This window comes from Arthrobacter sp. BI5 (assembly GCF_056680065.1).
In genome coordinates this window covers 1,224,141-1,241,595 of sequence record NZ_CM155264.1, presented here as the reverse complement: position 1 = coordinate 1,241,595, position 17,455 = coordinate 1,224,141, and the positions used below count along the sequence as shown (strand labels likewise).

12 protein-coding genes are annotated in these 17,455 nt (G+C 70.9%); 6 read left to right on the top strand and 6 right to left on the bottom strand.

Annotated elements, in window-relative coordinates:
• Positions 1-77 precede the first annotated feature (77 nt).
• Entirely contained in the window at positions 78-995 is a 918-nt protein-coding gene (locus tag AC1MED_RS05710) for a TatD family hydrolase (protein ID WP_479785925.1), read from the bottom strand.
• 161 nt (positions 996-1,156) lie between these two features.
• Between AC1MED_RS05710 and AC1MED_RS05705 the strand changes: the two genes are divergently transcribed.
• Genes AC1MED_RS05705 through AC1MED_RS05695 form a run of 3 tightly spaced genes read left to right on the top strand, consistent with a single transcriptional unit; the run spans position 1,157 to position 6,173 of the window.
• A complete protein-coding gene (locus AC1MED_RS05705) occupies positions 1,157-2,269 on the top strand; it encodes an AAA family ATPase (protein ID WP_479785923.1) in 1,113 nt (370 codons plus the stop codon).
• A 14-nt stretch (positions 2,270-2,283) separates the two neighbouring features.
• On the top strand, positions 2,284-3,681 hold the full coding sequence (locus tag AC1MED_RS05700; protein ID WP_479785921.1) for a DUF58 domain-containing protein: 1,398 nt from the start codon (positions 2,284-2,286) through the stop codon (positions 3,679-3,681).
• A complete protein-coding gene (locus tag AC1MED_RS05695) occupies positions 3,678-6,173 on the top strand; it encodes a transglutaminase TgpA family protein (RefSeq protein ID WP_479785919.1) in 2,496 nt (831 codons plus the stop codon). Before AC1MED_RS05700 ends, AC1MED_RS05695 begins: the two co-directional genes overlap by 4 nt.
• On the opposite strand, the gene AC1MED_RS05690 is transcribed toward AC1MED_RS05695, so the two are convergent.
• Together AC1MED_RS05690 and rsmI are read right to left on the bottom strand one after the other, a co-directional pair.
• Positions 6,170-7,669 (bottom strand): NAD-dependent succinate-semialdehyde dehydrogenase, encoded by a 1,500-nt coding sequence (locus tag AC1MED_RS05690; RefSeq protein ID WP_479785917.1) that lies wholly within the window; start codon positions 7,667-7,669, stop codon positions 6,170-6,172. The genes AC1MED_RS05695 and AC1MED_RS05690 overlap by 4 nt on opposite strands.
• A gap of 198 nt (positions 7,670-7,867) precedes the next feature.
• Positions 7,868-8,812 (bottom strand): 16S rRNA (cytidine(1402)-2'-O)-methyltransferase, encoded by a 945-nt coding sequence (rsmI, locus tag AC1MED_RS05685; RefSeq protein ID WP_479785915.1) that lies wholly within the window; start codon positions 8,810-8,812, stop codon positions 7,868-7,870.
• Positions 8,813-8,868: 56 nt separating this feature from the next.
• Here rsmI and AC1MED_RS05680 point away from each other — a divergent pair, with 56 nt between their 5' ends.
• Positions 8,869-10,623 (top strand): dolichyl-phosphate-mannose--protein mannosyltransferase, encoded by a 1,755-nt coding sequence (locus tag AC1MED_RS05680; RefSeq protein ID WP_479785913.1) that lies wholly within the window; start codon positions 8,869-8,871, stop codon positions 10,621-10,623.
• A 61-nt stretch (positions 10,624-10,684) separates the two neighbouring features.
• A complete protein-coding gene (locus AC1MED_RS05675; protein WP_479785911.1) occupies positions 10,685-12,514 on the top strand; it encodes an AMP-dependent synthetase/ligase in 1,830 nt (609 codons plus the stop codon).
• Between the two features lie 87 nt (positions 12,515-12,601).
• Here AC1MED_RS05675 and AC1MED_RS05670 read toward each other — a convergent pair whose 3' ends face one another.
• Both AC1MED_RS05670 and AC1MED_RS05665 read right to left on the bottom strand, forming a co-directional pair.
• Positions 12,602-13,978 carry a TIGR01906 family membrane protein gene (locus AC1MED_RS05670; RefSeq protein WP_479785909.1) on the bottom strand — a complete coding sequence of 459 codons (1,377 nt, stop codon included), beginning with the start codon at positions 13,976-13,978 and terminating at the stop codon, positions 12,602-12,604.
• A 125-nt stretch (positions 13,979-14,103) separates the two neighbouring features.
• Complete coding sequence (locus AC1MED_RS05665) at positions 14,104-15,096, bottom strand: stage II sporulation protein M (RefSeq protein WP_346959514.1); 993 nt, start codon at positions 15,094-15,096, stop codon at positions 14,104-14,106.
• A gap of 180 nt (positions 15,097-15,276) precedes the next feature.
• Between AC1MED_RS05665 and AC1MED_RS05660 the strand changes: the two genes are divergently transcribed.
• Positions 15,277-16,083 (top strand): RDD family protein, encoded by an 807-nt coding sequence (locus AC1MED_RS05660; protein WP_479785907.1) that lies wholly within the window; start codon positions 15,277-15,279, stop codon positions 16,081-16,083.
• Between the two features lie 42 nt (positions 16,084-16,125).
• Here the strand turns inward: AC1MED_RS05660 and AC1MED_RS05655 are convergent, their stop codons facing one another.
• Entirely contained in the window at positions 16,126-17,325 is a 1,200-nt protein-coding gene (locus tag AC1MED_RS05655; RefSeq protein WP_479785905.1) for a L,D-transpeptidase, read from the bottom strand.
• Positions 17,326-17,455 lie beyond the last annotated feature (130 nt).

Below are 17,455 nucleotides of genomic sequence, written 5' to 3'. Positions count from 1 at the left end.
TGTAACCGTAGCGTTATAAACCAACCAAGAATTTGTGCATACCCGGTATGTTGCCAGAGTGACGGCGGAGACGGGTTTTAGTCCCAGGATCCGTATGCTTGCACGGTATTTTCGGCCAGTTGGGCGCACAGCGCGGAGAGCTCCCGGCCTGTCAATTCGGCCATGGTCCGGACCGTGTACGGGACCATGTAACTGGCGTTCGGCCTCCCCCGGTGCGGGTGCGGAGTGAGGAACGGGGCGTCGGTTTCGACCAGGATCCGCGCCGGGTCGGCAATGGCCAGTGCCGCGCGCAGGTTCGCCGCGTTTTTGAAGGTTACGGTGCCGGCGAAGGACATGTACCAGCCCGCACTGTTGCAGATCCGGGCAAGCTCCTCGCCGCCGGAGAAGCAATGGAACACTACCCGCTCCGGGGCCCCCTCCTCGCGGAGCACCTGCACCACGTCATCGTGGGCGTCGCGGTCGTGGATCTGCAGCGTCAGGCCGAGCCGTTTGGCGATGTCGATATGGCGGCGGAACGAGTACCGCTGATGGGCCAGCCCTTCGCCCTCGGTGCGGAAGAAATCCAGCCCGGTCTCGCCGATGGCACGGATCCGCGGGTGCGCGGCGAGCGCTTCGATCTCCGCCAGCGCCTCCTCCAGCTCGCCGCGGGCGGCGTAGGCCGGGGCGTCGTTGGGGTGCAGCGCGACGGCGCCCAGCAGCCGGGCATCCTGCTCCACCGCCTGCACGGTGAAACGGGACGACTCCAGGTCGCACCCCACCTGCACGGCTCCCCGGACCCCGACGGCCTCCGCGGCGTCGAGGGCGTCCTTGATGCTGACCGCCGTTCCGGCGTCCGGAAAGTCCAGGTGGGTGTGGTTGTCCATCACCGGCACGGGCAGCGGCTCCGGGGCCGGCGGATACGGTTTCCGGCCGGACGGGCCGGTTTCGGACGAAGCGCCGCCGGTTCCGTCGCTGCCGGTCGCGCGGTAGGGGGCGGGGGTCAGCGGGTTGCACATCCTTCCAGCCTAGCCGCGGCCCGGGCTCAGAATTACCCCGGAACTCTCTGTCTGCTTTGTCAGTTGTGTTAGTACGCTGATACCAAGACAGGCGTGCACCAGAGGCGGGACCGGCTTTCCTGCCGCTCCGCCCGGGCCGCACCAGGGCTGAAAGGCTGCCGATGGACTACCACCGACGCACCTCCGTGGACGAAGCACTGCCCGAGCCGCAGGACTTTCCTGACGGAGCCGGTGAGACACGGGCCGCCGCGGTGGGACCCGGCGCCCGGAAACACGGGGCCGCACTGCCCCCGCCGATGGAGGCCGCGGCGTTCCATGCCGCCAGCGAGCGCATCCTGCGCGCCATCAACACCGTGATTGACGGCAAGGCCGAGGCTGCCAAACTGGCCCTGACCGTGCTGCTCGCGCAGGGGCACCTGCTTCTCGAGGACGTTCCGGGCGTCGGCAAGACGCTGCTGGCCAAGACCCTGGCGCGCACCATCGACTGCTCGGTCAGCCGGATCCAGTTCACCCCGGACCTGCTGCCCTCCGACGTCACGGGCGTGTCCATCTACAATCAGGCCTCCCGGATGTTCGAGTTCCGGCCCGGGGCGGTGTTCGCCAACATCGTGATCGGCGACGAGATCAACCGCGCCTCGGCCAAAACCCAGTCCGCCCTGCTGGAATGCATGGAGGAACACCAGGTCACGGTGGACGGGAACTCGTACCAGCTGGACGAACCCTTCATGGTGGTGGCCACGCAGAATCCGATCGAGATGGAGGGCACCTACCCGCTCCCGGAAGCGCAGCGGGACCGGTTCATGGCCCGGATTTCGATGGGCTACCCGGACCGGGACGCCGAGATGGAGATGCTTGAGACCCACCAGGCCACGTCCCCGCTGACCCGGGTCACGGCCGTGGTCAGCGCGGACGAGGTGGCCTCCATGATCGCCACCGTCCAGCAGGTGTACGTTTCCCGCTCGATCAAGGAATACACCGTGGCCCTGGGCCGTGCCACCAGGGAGAGCACCCTGCTGCGGCTGGGCGCGAGCCCCCGGTCCATGCTGCAGCTGCTCCGCGCGGCGAAGGCCACCGCCGCCCTGGAGGGCCGGGACTTCGTGCTGCCGGACGACGTGGTGAGCGTCGCCGAATCGGTGCTGGCGCACCGGATCATCCTGGACCGCAAGGCCGCCGGCACCGGGGAGACCCCGCAGAGCGTGATCCGATCGATCCTGGCGAAGGTGCCGGTGGGCCAGGACGCGGTGCGGCCCTCGACCCAGTCCACCGGACGCTAGGGGCGGACGCGGCCGTGGCGTTGCTGGACCTGTTCCCGAGGCACATCTTCAGCTCCCGCGGCTGGGGCCTGCTGGGGGCGGGCGTGTTCTCGCTGCTGGCCGCGCAGGTGATGGGGCGCCGCGACCTGCTGGCGCTGGCGCTCCTGTTGCTGGTCCTGCCGCTGTTGTCCCTCGCCGGAACCCGTGTGCTCAAGCCCCGGTTCCGGGTCTACCGCGAATTCAGCCCGTCCCCGGTGGAGACTTCGGCCACCACGACGGTCCGGCTGGCGGTGGCCCGCACCGGGCCCGGATCCGGCCAGGCCCTGATGGAGGAGCAGCTGCCGGACCGGTTCGGACACTCCCCGGTGTTCCGCTTTCCGGCGCGGACCGCCGCCGCGGGGACCAGCCGCTACGAATACCAGCTGCGGAGCGCCAAACGCGGCCAGTTCCTGATCGGGCCAGTCACGGCCGAATTCAGCGACCCCTTCGGGCTTTCCGTCCACCGCCACGCAATCGATGACGGCGATCTGCTCACGGTGACGCCGGCCGCCGTCGAGCTCCCGGTGACCGGGCTGGCCGGCGCACGCGGCAGCGACGGCGTCACCGCGACCCGGATCCGCGCCAACCCCAGCGACGATGACATCATGACCCGCGAGTATCGGCACGGCGATCCGATGCGCCGGGTGCACTGGGCGGCGACGGCCCGCCACGGCGCCCTGATGGTGCGCCAGGAGGAATCGGTCACCACACCGGAGGCCACGATCATCCTGGACCAGCGGTTCCACGCCTTCGCCCAGGGCGCCGGGTACGTTTCCGGCGGCGCCGCGGACGGCCACGAACTGGTCACCAGCGACGCCTTCGAATGGGCCGTCACAGCCGCCATGTCCATCAGCACCCACCTTGGTGAACGCAACTACGCGCTGCGCTGCCTGGACCCCGCCGGCGAGCCCGCCTTCCTGAATTCGCCCTCGGCGCCGGAACCGGACACCGACGAGTTCACCGGGGCCGGCGGCCTGCAGTCCATTGCCGAGAGCCTGGCCGCCATCGCGCTCAGCGGTCCCCGGCACGCCCCGTCCGACGCCGGGCCGCAGCCTTTCGACGACCGGCTGATGGACAAGCTCTCCGCGCACCGGCTTCGCGGACCCATCCTCGCCGTCCTCGGGCGCCTCACTCCGGCAGAGGCCCGGGCGCTGGCGCCGGCGGCAGGCTTCGGCGCGAATGCCTTCGCCTTGCTGGTCACCGACCGTCCGTCCGACGCCGGACCGGTCCTGGAGATCCTCCGCCGCGGGGGCTGGCGCGCGGCGTCCGTCACCGCGGCCACCCCGCTGCCGGCCGCCTGGTCAGCCTTCGACCAGGGCGGCGCCGGGCAACAGGGCGCCGCCGCGCTCCAGGCCGCCGCCGAGGTCCGGCGCGCTGCGGGAGGCCGGCGATGACCCTGGCTCCGCAGCGCAGCGTGGCCCCGGAAGCGCCCGGTACCGGAACGCCGCCTGCCTCCGGCGGGGCGGGCCGGACCGGGGCCGGCGTCGAACCCTGGGCCATGGGGGTCGCGGTCGCGCTGGCCGTCGCCGGCGCCGCGTTGGGCCTCAACGGCGTGCTGCGCGGCTGGGCCTGGTACCCATCGGTGCTGACCACGGTGTTCACCGTCGCGCTGGCCATGGCGGCGCTCCGGGCCCTGCGGCTGCGCGGGTTCCTGGTCGGCGCCGGCGGCTTCGTGGCACTGGCCCTGGTCCTCACCTCGACATTCTTCCGGCAGCACAGCATCGCCGGTTTCATCCCCTCTTCGGACACCATGGCCCAGCTGCAGCGCTACCTCCGGCGGGCCAGCGAGACGGTGTTGGCCGAGAGCTCCCCGGTGGCGCCGAACGCCGGGATCGTGCTGCTGGTCTGCGGGGTGCTTGGCCTGGTGGTCATCCTGGTCGACGCCCTGGCCGTCCCGCTCGCCCTGCCGGCAACCAGCGGCCTCGGCGTCCTGGCGGTCCTGGTGGTGCCGGCCATGGTGAAACCACAGAGCGTGGGCTGGCTGGGGTTCGCCGGTGCCGCGGCAGGCTTCCTGATGATCCTGGCCTGCAGCCACTGGTTCCATCCGGCCTCCCGGACCCGGGTGGACACGGCACGCGACCCCGGCCAGCTCAAACGCGCCACCCTCACCGGAGCTATGGCACTGGCCCTGACCCTGCTGTTCCAGCTGGTCATCCCGGGTTTCGACCAGGGCACCTTCCCGCAGGGATCCCGGCTGAATCCCTGGGGCCCGGCCAGCGGCCTGAACCCGATGATCAGTCTCGGCAACAACCTGCGCAGTCCCACGGGAGACGGGCGGATCACCTATGCCACCAGCGCCGCCCAGGCGCCGTATCTCCGCTCCGTCACGGTGGACAGCTTCGACGGCGACGCGTGGTCCCCGGATGACCGTGACTCCGGCCGGCGGCCGGGCACCGGAAGGATCGACCCGGGCCCGGAATCCAACGTCGAGGAACAGCTCAGGGTGGTCACGGCCGTAAATGCCGGCCAGTTCACCAGCCCCTACCTGCCGGTCCCCTACGCGCCCCAGGCGGTGAACGGCCTGACCGGCCGGTGGAGCTGGGACCCGGATACCCTGAGCATCAAGGGCCTGGACACCAACTCCCGCAACCAGCAGTATGTGGTGACGTCGGTGGCCCCCAAGCTGACCCGGGCCGTGCTGGCGGAGTCCCCGGACCGGGCGCAGGGGGTGCCGGACGTTTTCACCCGGACCCCCGCCAACGTTCCGCAGATCGTGCGGCAAACGGCCGAGAGCGTCACCGCGGGAAGCAGCAGCAATTACGCCAAGGCCATGGCGATCCAGAATTACCTGCGCTCCGCGGAGTTCAGCTACTCGCTCCAGTCCCCCGTGCAGGGCGGCTACGACGGCAACGGGTTGTCCGTGCTGGCGGACTTCCTGACCCAGAAGAGCGGCTACTGCATCCATTTCTCCTCGGCGATGGCCGTGATGGCGCGGCTGGAGGGGATTCCCAGCCGGATCGCCGTCGGCTACGCCCCGGGCCGCGTCACCGGGTCCACCGTGTCGATCGCCGGCCAGGGGGCGCTGCCCGAATACGAGGTCGACGCCCGCGACGCGCATGCCTGGCCCGAACTCTACTTCCAGGGCGTGGGCTGGGTGGCCTTCGAGCCGACACCCTCCCGCGGCGTGGTGCCGGCCTACGCCACGGAGCCGGCGGCGCCCAGCGGGGCCAGCACCAACGAAAACAACGACGGTTTGATCCCGGAGGATGACCCGAAGCCCACGTCGGCGCCCGCGCCGGCCCCGCTGCCGGCGCCAGCCGTCGCGGGCGGGGGCGGCTCCGGCAGCACGCTGCCGGCGCTGCTGTACGGCGCCGCCGGGGTGCTGCTGGTCCTGTTGCTGCTGGCGGCGCCGGCGCTGCTCCGCGGCGGTGTGCGGCGGCGGCGGCTCAACGCGTCAGCGACCGGCGCGGCCGGGTCCGCGGTGCCGGCCTGGGAAGAACTGCGGGATCTCGCCACGGACTTCCGGGTCGCGCCGCAGAGCAGCGAAACACCGCGGCACTTTGCAGCGCGGCTACGCGGTTCAGCGGCGCTGGGCGAAGCGGGCGGGGTGGACGCACCGGCGCACGCTGCTGTGGACTCCCTGACCGGCGACTACGAACGCCAGCAGTACGGCCGCCCGGACACGGGCTCCCCCGCCGGTGTGCCACTGCCCGGCGGCGCCCCCGCGGACAGGATCGCAGCGGTGCGGGACGCGCTGCGGGCGCACGCGTCGTGGAGCACGCGGCTGCGCGCCACCTGGCTGCCGCCCTCGCTGACGGCCCGCTTGCGGCGCCGGGTGTCGACGCCGCGCGCCGCGGCGCGGGGGCCCGGGAGGGGTGCCGGGCACGGCGCCGCGGGGTCCTGGTCCAGGCTCCGCGGCGCCGTCCGCCGGCTGCGCCGGAACTAGCCGGCGTAGGGGTCGGCGATGCCGATGTACTGGGTGTAAAGGTACTCCTCGATGCCTTCGAGGCCGCCCTCGCGTCCCAGGCCGGACTGCTTGACTCCGCCGAACGGTGCGGCCGCGTTGGACACCACGCCGGCATTCAGTCCCAGCATGCCGGTTTCCAGGCGTTCGCCCATCCGGATGCCCCGGTTCAGGTCCTTGGTGAAGACGTAGGCCACCAGGCCGTACTCAGTGTTATTCGCGAGCCGGACGGCTTCGTCCTCGGTGTCGAAGGTGATGATCGGGGCGACGGGGCCGAAGATCTCCTCGGTCAGGATCCGGGTGCCCTCGGTAACGCCCTTGAGGATCGTGGGCTGGTAGAAGTAGCCCGGACCCTCGACGGCGGAGCCGCCCAGCACCGTGACGGCGCCCGCGGAGACCGCGTCGGTGACCAGCTCGTGGACCTTGTCGCGGCTCTTGGCGTCGATCAGAGGGCCCACCTTGGAGTCCGACTCGGTGCCGCGGGCCGTGGTCATGTCCTTCATCTTCGCGGCGAATTTCTCCGCAAACTCGTCGGCCACGGACTCGTGCACAATGAACCGGTTCGCCGCGGTGCAGGCCTCGCCCATGTTCCGCAGCTTCGCCAGCATCGCCCCGGCCACGGCCGCGTCGACGTCGGCGTCCTCGAACACCACGAACGGCGCGTTGCCGCCCAGCTCCATCGAGGTCCGCAGCACGGTCTCGGAAGCGTCCGCGAGCAGCCGCCGGCCAACTTCAGTGGAGCCGGTGAAGGAGAGCTTGCGCAGCCGCGAGTCCTTGATCAGCGGCCCGGTGGTGGCACCGGCGGTGGAGGTGGGGATCAGGTTCAGCACGCCGGCAGGCAGGCCGGCCTCGAGCATCACGGCGGCGAAGAGCTGCGAGGTCAGCGGGGTCAGGTTCGCGGACTTGAGCACCATGGTGCAGCCGGCCGCGACGGCCGGGGCCACCTTGCGGGTGGCCATGGCCAGCGGGAAGTTCCACGGCGTGATCAGCAGGCAGGGCCCCACCGGCTTCTTCGTCACCAGGAGCCGGGACTTGCCGTCCGGGGACACCGAGTAGCGCCCGAACGCGCGGACGGCCTCCTCGGAGAACCAGCGCAGGAACTCGGCGCCGTAGGTGACTTCGCCGCGGGCCTCGGCCAGCGGCTTGCCCATTTCGAGGGTCATCAGCAGCGCGAAGTCCTCGGCCCGTTCCGTGACGAGTTCGAAGGCGCGGCGCAGGATCTCACCGCGCTCCCGCGGCGGGACCTTGGCCCAGGACTCCTGCGCGGCAGCGGCGGCGTCCAGGGCCGCGGCGCCGTCCTCGGGGCCGGCGTCGGCGAGGCTCAGCAGCACCTTGCCGGTGGCGGGATCCTCGACGTCGAAGGTCTTGCCGGACGCGGCCGGGCGCCATTGCCCGTCAATCAGCAGGCCTGTCGGCACGGTGGCCAGCAGTGCGGCCTCACGCTCCGCGGTAACGGTGGGCTGGGCAGTTACAGTCACAATGACTCCCTCGTCGGCAATGGGTTGGAAAAAATCGATGATCGGCGCCCGCGCCGTCGTGCGCCGCGGGGCTGGACTAATGCCACGGTACTGCCGGATTCTCCGGAGTGTCTACGCTTGCGCGCACTAGCCCCCGCAGGTTTTGCTGTGCAGCTGCACAAGGTCGATCCGCGTCCCGCCGGGGCTGCGGGGCCCGGGTCAGCGCGCGGCGAGGACCGCCGAATACAGTTCGCGCTTGCTGACCCTGGCGTCCTCCGCGACGGCGGCGACGGCTTCCTTGAGCCGGATGCCCTGCGCGATCAGCGCATTCACGGCAGCGACCTGGTCCTCCGGCTTGCCGGGCTCCCGTTCCGGCGCGCCGCCCACGACGACGGCGATCTCGCCTCGGACCTCGTTCGCCTCGGTCCATTCGAGGAGTTCACGCAGGGTTCCGCGGATGACCTCTTCGTAGGTCTTGGTCAGTTCCCGGCAGATGGCCGCGCGGCGGTCTGCGCCGAAGCGTTCGTGCAGGGCGCGGAGCATGGGCTCCAGCCGGTGCGGCGCCTCGAAGAACACCATGGTGCGCCGTTCGGCGTCGAGGTCCGCGAGCCGGGAGGCGCGTTCGCCGGCTTTGCGCGGCAGGAATCCCTCGAAGCAGAAGCGGTCGGTCGGCAGGCCGGACAGGGCGAGCGCGGTCAGCACGGCCGAGGGGCCGGGGACGGCGGTGACAGTGAGGCCGGCGGCGACGGCGCCCTCCACCAGCCGGAAGCCCGGGTCCGAGACCGAGGGCATGCCGGCGTCGGTCACCATGACCAGCGTTTTCCCGGACCGCACCTGGTCCAGCAGCTCGCCGGTCTTGGCCGCCTCGTTGTGCTCGTGGTAGCTGATCACCCGGCCGGCCACGGTGATGCCGAGGCTTTGGACCAGCCGGTGCAGCCGCCGGGTGTCCTCGGCGGCGACGATGTCTGCCGTCTCCAGCAGTCCGATCAACCGGGCGGAGGCGTCCCCGACGTTGCCGATCGGGGTGGCGGCCAGCACGATCCGGCCCGGACCGGCGGCCGTCCCCGCTGCCGGAGCCGCGGCGGCGTCGGCTGCGGACGGAGCCGCGTCGGCGGCGGCCGGGGCCGGTGAAGTACTCGGTGACGTGCGTTGTTCTGGATCCACCCCACCAGCCTACTGCCGGGCGCGCGGGACCGACGATCACGGCCGCGAAAGGTAGCATGGGCAACGTGACGCAGACCCCCATGCGGCCTGCCGAGGCCGGTTCAGCCGCATCGGTGCCCGCCGATGCCAGCCCGGACAACCCCCGCCCCGCCCGCAGCCCGGACCCTGCCGGTGCCGGGCGCAACCTTGAGGGGCACCGCTGGATCCGCCGCCCCGGCGAGGCGTTCACCGCCGAGGCGCTCACGGAACGGCTGGTCGGCAATATCCGCAGTTGGCGGGACTATCCGCCGTCGCTGCGCCTCTGGTTCTGGCTGATCCCCGCCCTCACCGCGCTGCTGGGCGGCATCCTGCGCTTTGTCCGGCTGGAGTCCCCGCACAACCTGGTGTTCGACGAAACCTACTACGTCAAGGACGGGTACTCGTTCCTGGTCAGCGGCTACGAGCGTGCCTGGCCGGACAAGGCCAACGATTCCTTCATCGCGGGCAACCCCGGGGTGCTGCTGGACAGCCCGGAGTACGTGGTCCACCCGCCGGTCGGCAAGTGGATGATCGCCGCCGGGATGTGGCTCTTCGGCCCGGAAAACTCCTTCGGCTGGCGCTTCGGGGCGGCCCTGACGGGCACCCTCTCCATCTTCCTGCTCGCCCTGATCGCCCAGAAGCTCTTCCGCTCCCTCACCCTGGGCGCCGTGGCCGGCGTGCTGCTGGCGGTGGACGGGCACCACCTCGTGATGTCCCGCACCTCGCTGCTGGACATCTTCCTGATGTTCTGGATCCTTGCCGCCTTCGGTGCGCTGCTGATGGACCGCGACGACGGCCGGCGACGGCTCGCGGCCCGGCTCGGCAGGCAGGCCGCGGCCTCCGCGGACGGCCGGCCCTCCCGGCTGCAGCTCGCCGCCGGGCCGTGGCTGGGCATCCGCTGGTGGCGGCTGGCCGCCGGCGTGTGCCTCGGCCTGGCCGTCGGGACCAAATGGTCCGCCTTGTTCTTCCTGGCCGGCTTCGGGCTGATGACGGTGCTGTGGGACCTGAGCGCGCGCCGGATCGCCGGTATCCACGGCTGGATTACCGGCGGCATCCTCAAGGACGGCATCGCCGCCTTCCTGATCATCGTCCCGGTCGCGGGCCTGGTCTACCTGGCCACCTGGGCCGGCTGGTTCCGCTCCAGCAACGCGTACTTCCGGCACTGGGCCGAGACCAACCCCTCGGCGGACTGGGGCTGGCTGCCCGATTCACTCCGCTCGCTGGCCCACTACCACCTCGAGGCTTACAAGTTCCATCAGGGCCTGAGCGCCGAGCACCCCTACGAGGCGAGCGCCTGGAGCTGGCTGGTGATGGGGCGCCCCACCTCATTCTTCTATGAATCGTCCAAGCAGGGCACCGCCGGCTGCGAGCTGCCCAACTGCACGTCCGCCATCCTCTCGGTCGGCAACCCGCTGATCTGGTGGAGCGCGGCGGTCTGCCTGGGCGTCCTGCTCTTCTGGTGGGCCGGCCGCCGCGACTGGCGGGCCGGGGCCGTCCTGGCCGGTGTGGCCGCCGGCTACCTGCCCTGGTTCATGTACCCGGAACGCACAATGTTCTTCTTCTACGCGGTATCTTTCGAACCGTTCCTGGTGCTCGCCCTGGTGTACTGCCTGGGGCTGGTCCTGGGCCGGCGCAGCTACCCGCTCTGGCGGCGCCGCTCCGGCCTCTACCTCGTCGCGTTGTTCGTCGTCGCGGCCGTACTGCTCTCGGCCTTCTTCTACCCGGTCTGGACCGCGGAGCTGATTTCGTACCAGGACTGGCGGCTGCGGATGTGGATGCCGTCCTGGATCTAGGGCAGGATAACTAGCGGAGCCCGCGTCCGCCGGGCCGCGGACCGGAACGGGAGACATGGTTGTGAGAGAAGCTAGCACCGCACTGCTCGTCGAGCTGGACCCGGCGAGCAACGTGACGGACCTGCTGCTGGAGCAGCACGGCAAGGATCCGGTGCACGCCCTCTACTCCCGCAAGGGCCCGTCCGGCTGGACCGACATTCCGGCCCGGCAGTTCCTGGATGCGGTCAAGGCCCTGGCCAAGGGCCTGATTGCCGGCGGCCTCACTCCGGGTGAGACGGTCGCCGTCATGTCCGCCACCCGCTACGAATGGACCGTGGTGGACTTCGCCATCTGGTTCGCCGGCGGCGTCACCGTGCCCATCTACGAGACCTCCTCCGCCAGCCAGGTCGAATGGATCCTGCACGACTCCGGCGCCCGCCGCGTCTTCGTCGAAGACCAGGTGAAGGCCACCCTGGTCCAGGGCGTCCTGGACGGCTCCGGCCTGCTCGCGGGCCGGCTGCTCGGCGTCGTCCGGATGGACTACGACGGCGCCGCCCCGAACCTCGCCAGCCTCGCGGCGGCCGGCGCCGGGGTCAGCGATGCCGAACTGGAGCGGCAGCGCTCCGCGGCCGGCCTGGCCGATGTCGCCTCGCTGGTCTACACCTCCGGCACCACCGGTCGGCCCAAAGGCTGCGAAATCACGCACGGCAACTTCGCCCTCGTCGCGAAGAACATCGTCCTGTTCCTGCCGGAAATCCTGCTCCAGGAACACACGCGCACGCTGATGTTCCTCCCGCTGGCCCACGTGCTGGCCCGCGCCGTGCAGGTGATCTGCCTGACCGCCGGCACCACGCTGGGCCACACCTCCAACGCCAAGGAACTGCTGGAGGATCTTGGCACCTTCCAGCCCACGTTCCTGCTAGTGGTGCCCCGGATCTTTGAGAAGGTCTACGCCGGAGCCGAGCACAAGGCGGCGCTGGCCGGCAAGGACCGTCTCTTCGAGGCGGCCGCCGCCGTCGCGATCGACTACTCGAAAGCCCTTGATGCCGCGGCACGCGGCGAGGGCGCCGGCCCCGGCTGGGTGCTGCGCGCCAAGCACGCCGTCTTCGACCGGCTGCTGTACCCGAAACTGCGGCAGGCGTTCGGTGGCAGCCTGGGCTACACAGTCTCCGGGGCGAGCCCGCTCAGTTCGCATGACGCGCACTTCTTCCGCGGCGCCGGCGTGCCCGTGCTGGAAGGGTACGGCCTGACGGAGACCACGGCACCGTGCACGGCCAACACCCCGACCCGCACCAAGGTAGGCACCGTGGGTATCCCGGTGCCGGGCACCACCATCAGGATTGCCGACGACGGAGAGATCCTGGTCAAGGGCATCGGCGTCTTCAAGGGCTACCATGCCAACGCGGCGGCCAACGCCGAGGCCTTCGTGGACGGGTTCTTCCGCACCGGCGACCTGGGCTCCCTCGATGCGGACGGTTTCCTCACCATCACGGGGCGGAAGAAGGACCTGCTGGTCACCGCCGGCGGGAAGAACGTGGCGCCCGGACCGCTGGAGGAGAAGATCCGCGAGCACCAGCTGGTGGCGCAGGCCGTGGTGGTCGGTGACGGGCGGCCGTTTGTGTCGGCCCTGGTCAACCTGGACCCGGAAGGCCTGGAGAACTGGTGCGCCGCGCAGCGTGTGCCCGTCATGGGGACCGCCGAGGCGGCGGCCAACGAGCAGGTCCGCGCGGCCATCCAGGCAGCCGTCGACGCGGCCAATACCCTGGTGTCCAAGGCAGAGTCGATCCGCAGCTTCGTGGTGCTCGACGCCGACTTTACCGTCGAGTCCGGGCACCTGACACCGTCCCTGAAGCTCAAGCGCTCCGCCGTCGTGCGCGATTTCGAGGCACAGATCAACCGGATCTACGGCTAGGGCCTTCGGTTACGGGGCGGCGCACGCAAAAGCGGCCAGCACCGCAGTGCCGGCCGCTTTGCTGTGCCGTGGTTGGTCCGGGTCCTGCTAGCTGCGGTCCTGCTGCTTCTGTTCCGGCTTCTGCTCCAGCTTCTGCTCGAGCGTCGGGTCCTGCGCCCGGTCCTGCGCCGCGCCGGTGCCGGTGTCCGCATCGCTGCCGGCGGGGCTGCCCCCGGCGCCGTTACGGTTGCGCTTGAAGCGGCGGCCCCTGGGCTCGGCCGCGTCCGCGGGGTCTGCGGCGTCCGACGCTTCCGACCCGTCCGCGGCGGCCTCGGCAGCACGCCGCCGGGGCGGCAGTCCCCGGCGTTTGCGGGTGGGCCAAGTGAGGATCAGGGTAAGGAGGGCGGCCAGGAGGACGAGCGCGCCGATCACGATCCCGGCGTCCACCCAGAACTGGCCGGGGAACAGCCGGATCAGCGTGTCCTCCAGGGAGAAGGTCCAGGTGCCGTTGGCGAAGAAGATTCGGTGGAACTCGGTGAAGAACTGCTCCCAGCCCAGCACCGCGAGCACACCAAGGCCGACGATGATCACCAGGGTGACGATCGAACCGGCGAACAGCCCGCGGCGGACTCCCCCGGTGCTGCGGCGGCGCAGGTAGAGAATGGCAACAAGGCTGAGCAGGATCAGCAGGGCGCCGGCGCCGAAGGCGGACAGGATCACGAGCTTGACGTCGGCCATGTGGCTGACTTCGCCTTGCTTGAACAGCGGTTCCCCGGCGCGGTTGACCAGCTCCCCGAGGTACCGCGGACCGGACCAGTTGCTCAGGTAGTCGACCGCGTAGGAACCGTAGGTCATCCGGTCGTCGGTGCTGAAGCCGTAGCCGTCCCCCGGGAAGCCCGGGCGGTTGTACTCGGCCCAGAGGAACAGCGGGCTGGTCACGGCGCGGACCGCCAGGACCAGCAGGATGACCGGGTAGCAGACCGCGAGCAGGACCTGCATCACCCGGGGCGCCACGGGCTTGGCGTTGGCGGCATGTTCCCGCTCGGCGTTGCGCCGTTCCACCTCCTCCTGCGGCGGCCGGACCTGCAGCGCCGAGGTCGGCAGCGACTCGCTGAAGTGTTCCGCTGCCGGCCCGTCGGTTGTGGCTGTAGTGGCTCCGGCGGATGCGCCCGCACTGCTGGCTGCGCCGGCGTCGGCGGCCCTCCGCTCGGCGCGGCGGCCCTGGCGTTCGCCCGCGGCGGGGGTCCGGTCGGAATCCACCGCACCGGGCACCGGGATCCCGGGTCCGGCGGCCGGCGCCGCACCGCCGCGTTCAGCGTCCGGCGTCGGGCTGGTCCGCCCGGCGTCCGGGGTCCCGGAGGCGGCGTCGGCCCGCTTGCCCGCGGCGGCCGGCTTCATCCACTCGAAAGCGGGCTCGCCGGCGTCGTCGGCAGGGTCCAGGTCCGGATCCTGCCGATTCGGAGGGGTGGGACTTTTTTCCGTCACTGCAGCTTCGCTTCCGTAGGTTTCCGCGCCGCCGTGCCTTGGGCCAGGCAGCGCCACATCTCTGACTCCGAGCCTACCGTCAGGGCCTCAACCCCGGCGAGGTGCCACCCCGTGGGCCGCCCGATTCAGGCGGAAATTTCGGTGTACCCGGCGTCCCGGCTGTCCAGGTCCCCGCTGGCGCCGGCACGGTATGCCCGGCCGCCGAACCTCAGGACATAGCCCCAGTAGGCGGCGAGGACCGCGGCACCGATGCTGATCTTGGCCCAGACCGGAAGACCGCTGGGCGTCACGAAGCCTTCGACCACGCCCGAAACCAGCAGCACCAGGACCAGTCCCAGGGCCACCGTGATGAGCGAGCGGCCCTCCGCGGCGAGCGCCTGCGAGCGCCGGCGCGGGCCGGGAGCCACCACGGCCCAGAAGATCCGCAGCCCCGCCGCGCCGGCCACAAAAACGGCCGTCAGTTCCATCAGGCCGTGCGGGAGGATGTAGCTGAAGAACACGTCAAGTTTCCCGGCACCGGCGAAGACGCCGGCGGCGACGCCGACGCCCTGGGCGTTGCCGATCAGGACCATCGGGACCCAGAAGCCCGTGATACCCAGGGCCACGGCCTGCGCGGCGATCCAGGCGTTGTTGGTCCATACCAGGCCGGCGAAGGACGCGGCGGGGTTCTCGGAGTAGTAGTTGACGAAGTCCTGCTCCACGTAGCGGCGGACCGCGGCGTCGGAGCCCAGCGCGCGCAGGGCCTCCGGGGAGTTGCCGATCCAGACGGCGTAGGCGGCGGCGACCAGGCAGAACGCGAGCCCGCAGCAGAGCGTCAGCCAGCGGATCCGGTACAGGGCGGCGGGCAGCGCGATAACGAAGAACCGGGCAAGATCCTCCATGAAGTTGGACCGCGCGCCGGTGAACCGGGTCCGCGCCTGGGCGAGGCTGGCCGAGAGCGCCGCGGACAGTCCGCTCTCGGGCGCCACGGAGCGCAGCAGCGAGAGGTCCGCCGACGCGCCCTGGTAGAGCCGCAGCAGCTCGTCCGCGTCGGCGCCGCTGAGCCTGCGCTGATGCGCCAGCGCGTGCAGCCGCGCCCACTTGTCCCCGTTCACCAGGGAGAACGCCTCGATGTCCACGGCACCACCCTAGCCCCCACCCCGGCGCGAACGGACACTTGAGGCCCCCACCCAGCGCGAACGGACACTTGAGGCCCAGGTTGCGCGGGGAAAAGAGGGCCCCAAGTGTCCGTTCGCGCTCAGGACCGGCGGGGAGGATGGTTAGACTGTGCCTCACTGGCACGGAAGCGGGGGTCCGGTTTGAGTTCCATCATCACAGGCGAGGCCGTCGTCCTTGAGTTGCGCCCGGCGTCGTTCGCTGCCCGGGCGCTGGGCCTGCTGCTGGATGTCCTGGTGCACGGCGCCGCGCTATGGGGCCTTCTCGCGGTGGTCGGGGCCGCCGCCCCCGAGCTGGACGGCGCTGCGCTGGGCGCCCTGGTCACCGTCGCCGTCGTCTTCTGTTTTGTGGTCCTGCCCGTCACGGTGGAGACGCTCAGCCGCGGCCTGTCCCTGGGCAAGCTGGCCGCCGGGCTGCGGATTGTGCGCGACGACGGCGGGGCCATCCGCTTCCGGCACGCCCTGATCCGGGGCCTGATCGGGTTCCTCGAAATTTACGCGACGCTGGGCGGCCTGGCGGCCGCCGTCGCGCTGTTCAACGGAAAATCCAAGCGGCTCGGCGACCTGGTGGCCGGCACCTACGCGCTGCGGCGCCGGGTGCGGGCCGAGGCGCCGGCGCTGCACAGCGTCCCGTTCCAGCTGCAGCCCTGGGTGTCGATGGCGGATATCGGTCGGATCCCGGACGCCGCGGCCCACCGCGGCGCGCTCTTTCTCCGCCAGGCCGGCCGCATGGCGCCCGCTTCGAGGGCGGGGATGGCGCAATCGCTGGCCAGCGAGCTGGCGGCGCACGTCGCTCCCCCGCCGCCGGCCGGAACCGGAGCCGAGGAGTACCTGGCGGCGGTGCTCGGCGAGCGAAGCCGCCGCGAACTGGACCGGCTGCGGCTCACGCGGGAACGCAGCGCCCGGCTCGGTGCACGGCTGGGCCGGCTGCCGCACCAGCGGGAGCGCTGACGGCGGACCCGGGCCCGGGACCCTACTCAGCGCTGGGCCTACTCAGCGCTGGGCGTACTGGGCCCAGGGGATGTTCCAGTCGCCGAAGCCTTCCAGCGGCTCCACCGGCGCCGCGCCAGTGTTCAGCGTCTGCACAATGTCGCCGGTTTTCATGTTGCTGAAGAACCACTGGGCGTCCGCCGGGAGCAGCCCGACACAGCCGTGCGAAACGTTGAACCTGCCCACCGCGCCCCACGCGGACTCCAGCGCCTGGTGCACGTAGACGCCCGACGTCGTCAGCCGGTTGGCGTATTCCACGGTCAGCGGCGGGTAGTAGCCCTTGTCGCCGGGTTTGAGGCCGATGCTGCCGGCGTTGAATTTGGAACGGCGCTCCTGCTCCATGATGACCGCGTAGCCGGAGGGTGAGAGCCAGTCCTCGCCGCCGAGGGTGACCGGCGCGGTTTTGACCAGCCGCCCGTCAAAGTACACCTTCATGGTCTTCGTGATGTCGTCCACGACGGCGATGCGCTGCGGCCCCACCGTAAAAGAGACCGGAACATTGGAGTTGCCGACCATGCCGTTGCCGAAGTCGACGCCGAACAGTTTCAGGTCCACGGTGATCCGGCTGTTGGCCGCCCAGAACTTGTCCGGCCGGATCCGCACCCGGCGGTCCGAGTACCAGCGCCAGGCGACGGCCTGGCCCGAGGAAACCTTGACCTTGACGGCCTTTTCCATGGCCGCCTTGTTGAGCACCGGCTCGCTGAAGACGATCTCGACGGGCTGCCCGGCGCCGATGGTGCTGCCGTTGAACGGATAGACGGCGGCGTCTGCCTCGTTGGCCGTGCCCACCGTCGTGAAGCTTCGCTCCTGTTTCGTCTCCCGGCCGGCCCCGTCAACAATAGTGAAGCTGTAGCGGTACCGGGTGTTGAACGCGAGGGGGTCCCCGGCGGTCCAGGTGGAACCGTCCGCACTGAGGCTCCCGGCAACGGGGTCGCCGCCGGCCTCGGGCTCCAGCCGCACGTCCTTGACCAGCCCGTTGACGGCCTTGACGGAGGGCAGGGCGGCCGGATTGACGTCCGTGGCGCCGTCCAGCGGCGTCACCCCGAGTTCGACGGCTTTCGCCACGGGTGCGGCCAGGCCCGGGACGTTGCGCATCGGCGACGCCGACTCCGAGGGCAGGTCGCTGTCCGCCCAGACCGGGCCGGTGGCGACGCCGATGCCGCCGGCGCCGATGGCAAGGCAGAGCCCGGCCACGGCCAGCATTTTCCCGGTAGCCTTCCCGGTACTCTTCCCGGTAGCCTTCCCGGCGTTCCTACCGGCGCCAGCGCGGGTGCTCATCGTCTCGTCCATCCGGTGTCCCCCAAAATCCTGTCCCCCAACCACAATTCTCCGC

Bases quoted from the DNA above. Each gene is read 5' to 3' on its own strand.
- AC1MED_RS05680 (WP_479785913.1), top strand. From the start codon at position 8,869: ATGGGCAACGTGACGCAGACCCCCATGCGGCCTGCCGAGGCCGGTTCA.
- AC1MED_RS05655 (WP_479785905.1), bottom strand. From the start codon at position 17,325: ATGCTGGCCGTGGCCGGGCTCTGCCTTGCCATCGGCGCCGGCGGCATC.
- AC1MED_RS05695 (WP_479785919.1), top strand. From the start codon at position 3,678: ATGACCCTGGCTCCGCAGCGCAGCGTGGCCCCGGAAGCGCCCGGTACC.
- AC1MED_RS05710 (WP_479785925.1), bottom strand. From the start codon at position 995: ATGTGCAACCCGCTGACCCCCGCCCCCTACCGCGCGACCGGCAGCGAC.
- AC1MED_RS05705 (WP_479785923.1), top strand. From the start codon at position 1,157: ATGGACTACCACCGACGCACCTCCGTGGACGAAGCACTGCCCGAGCCG.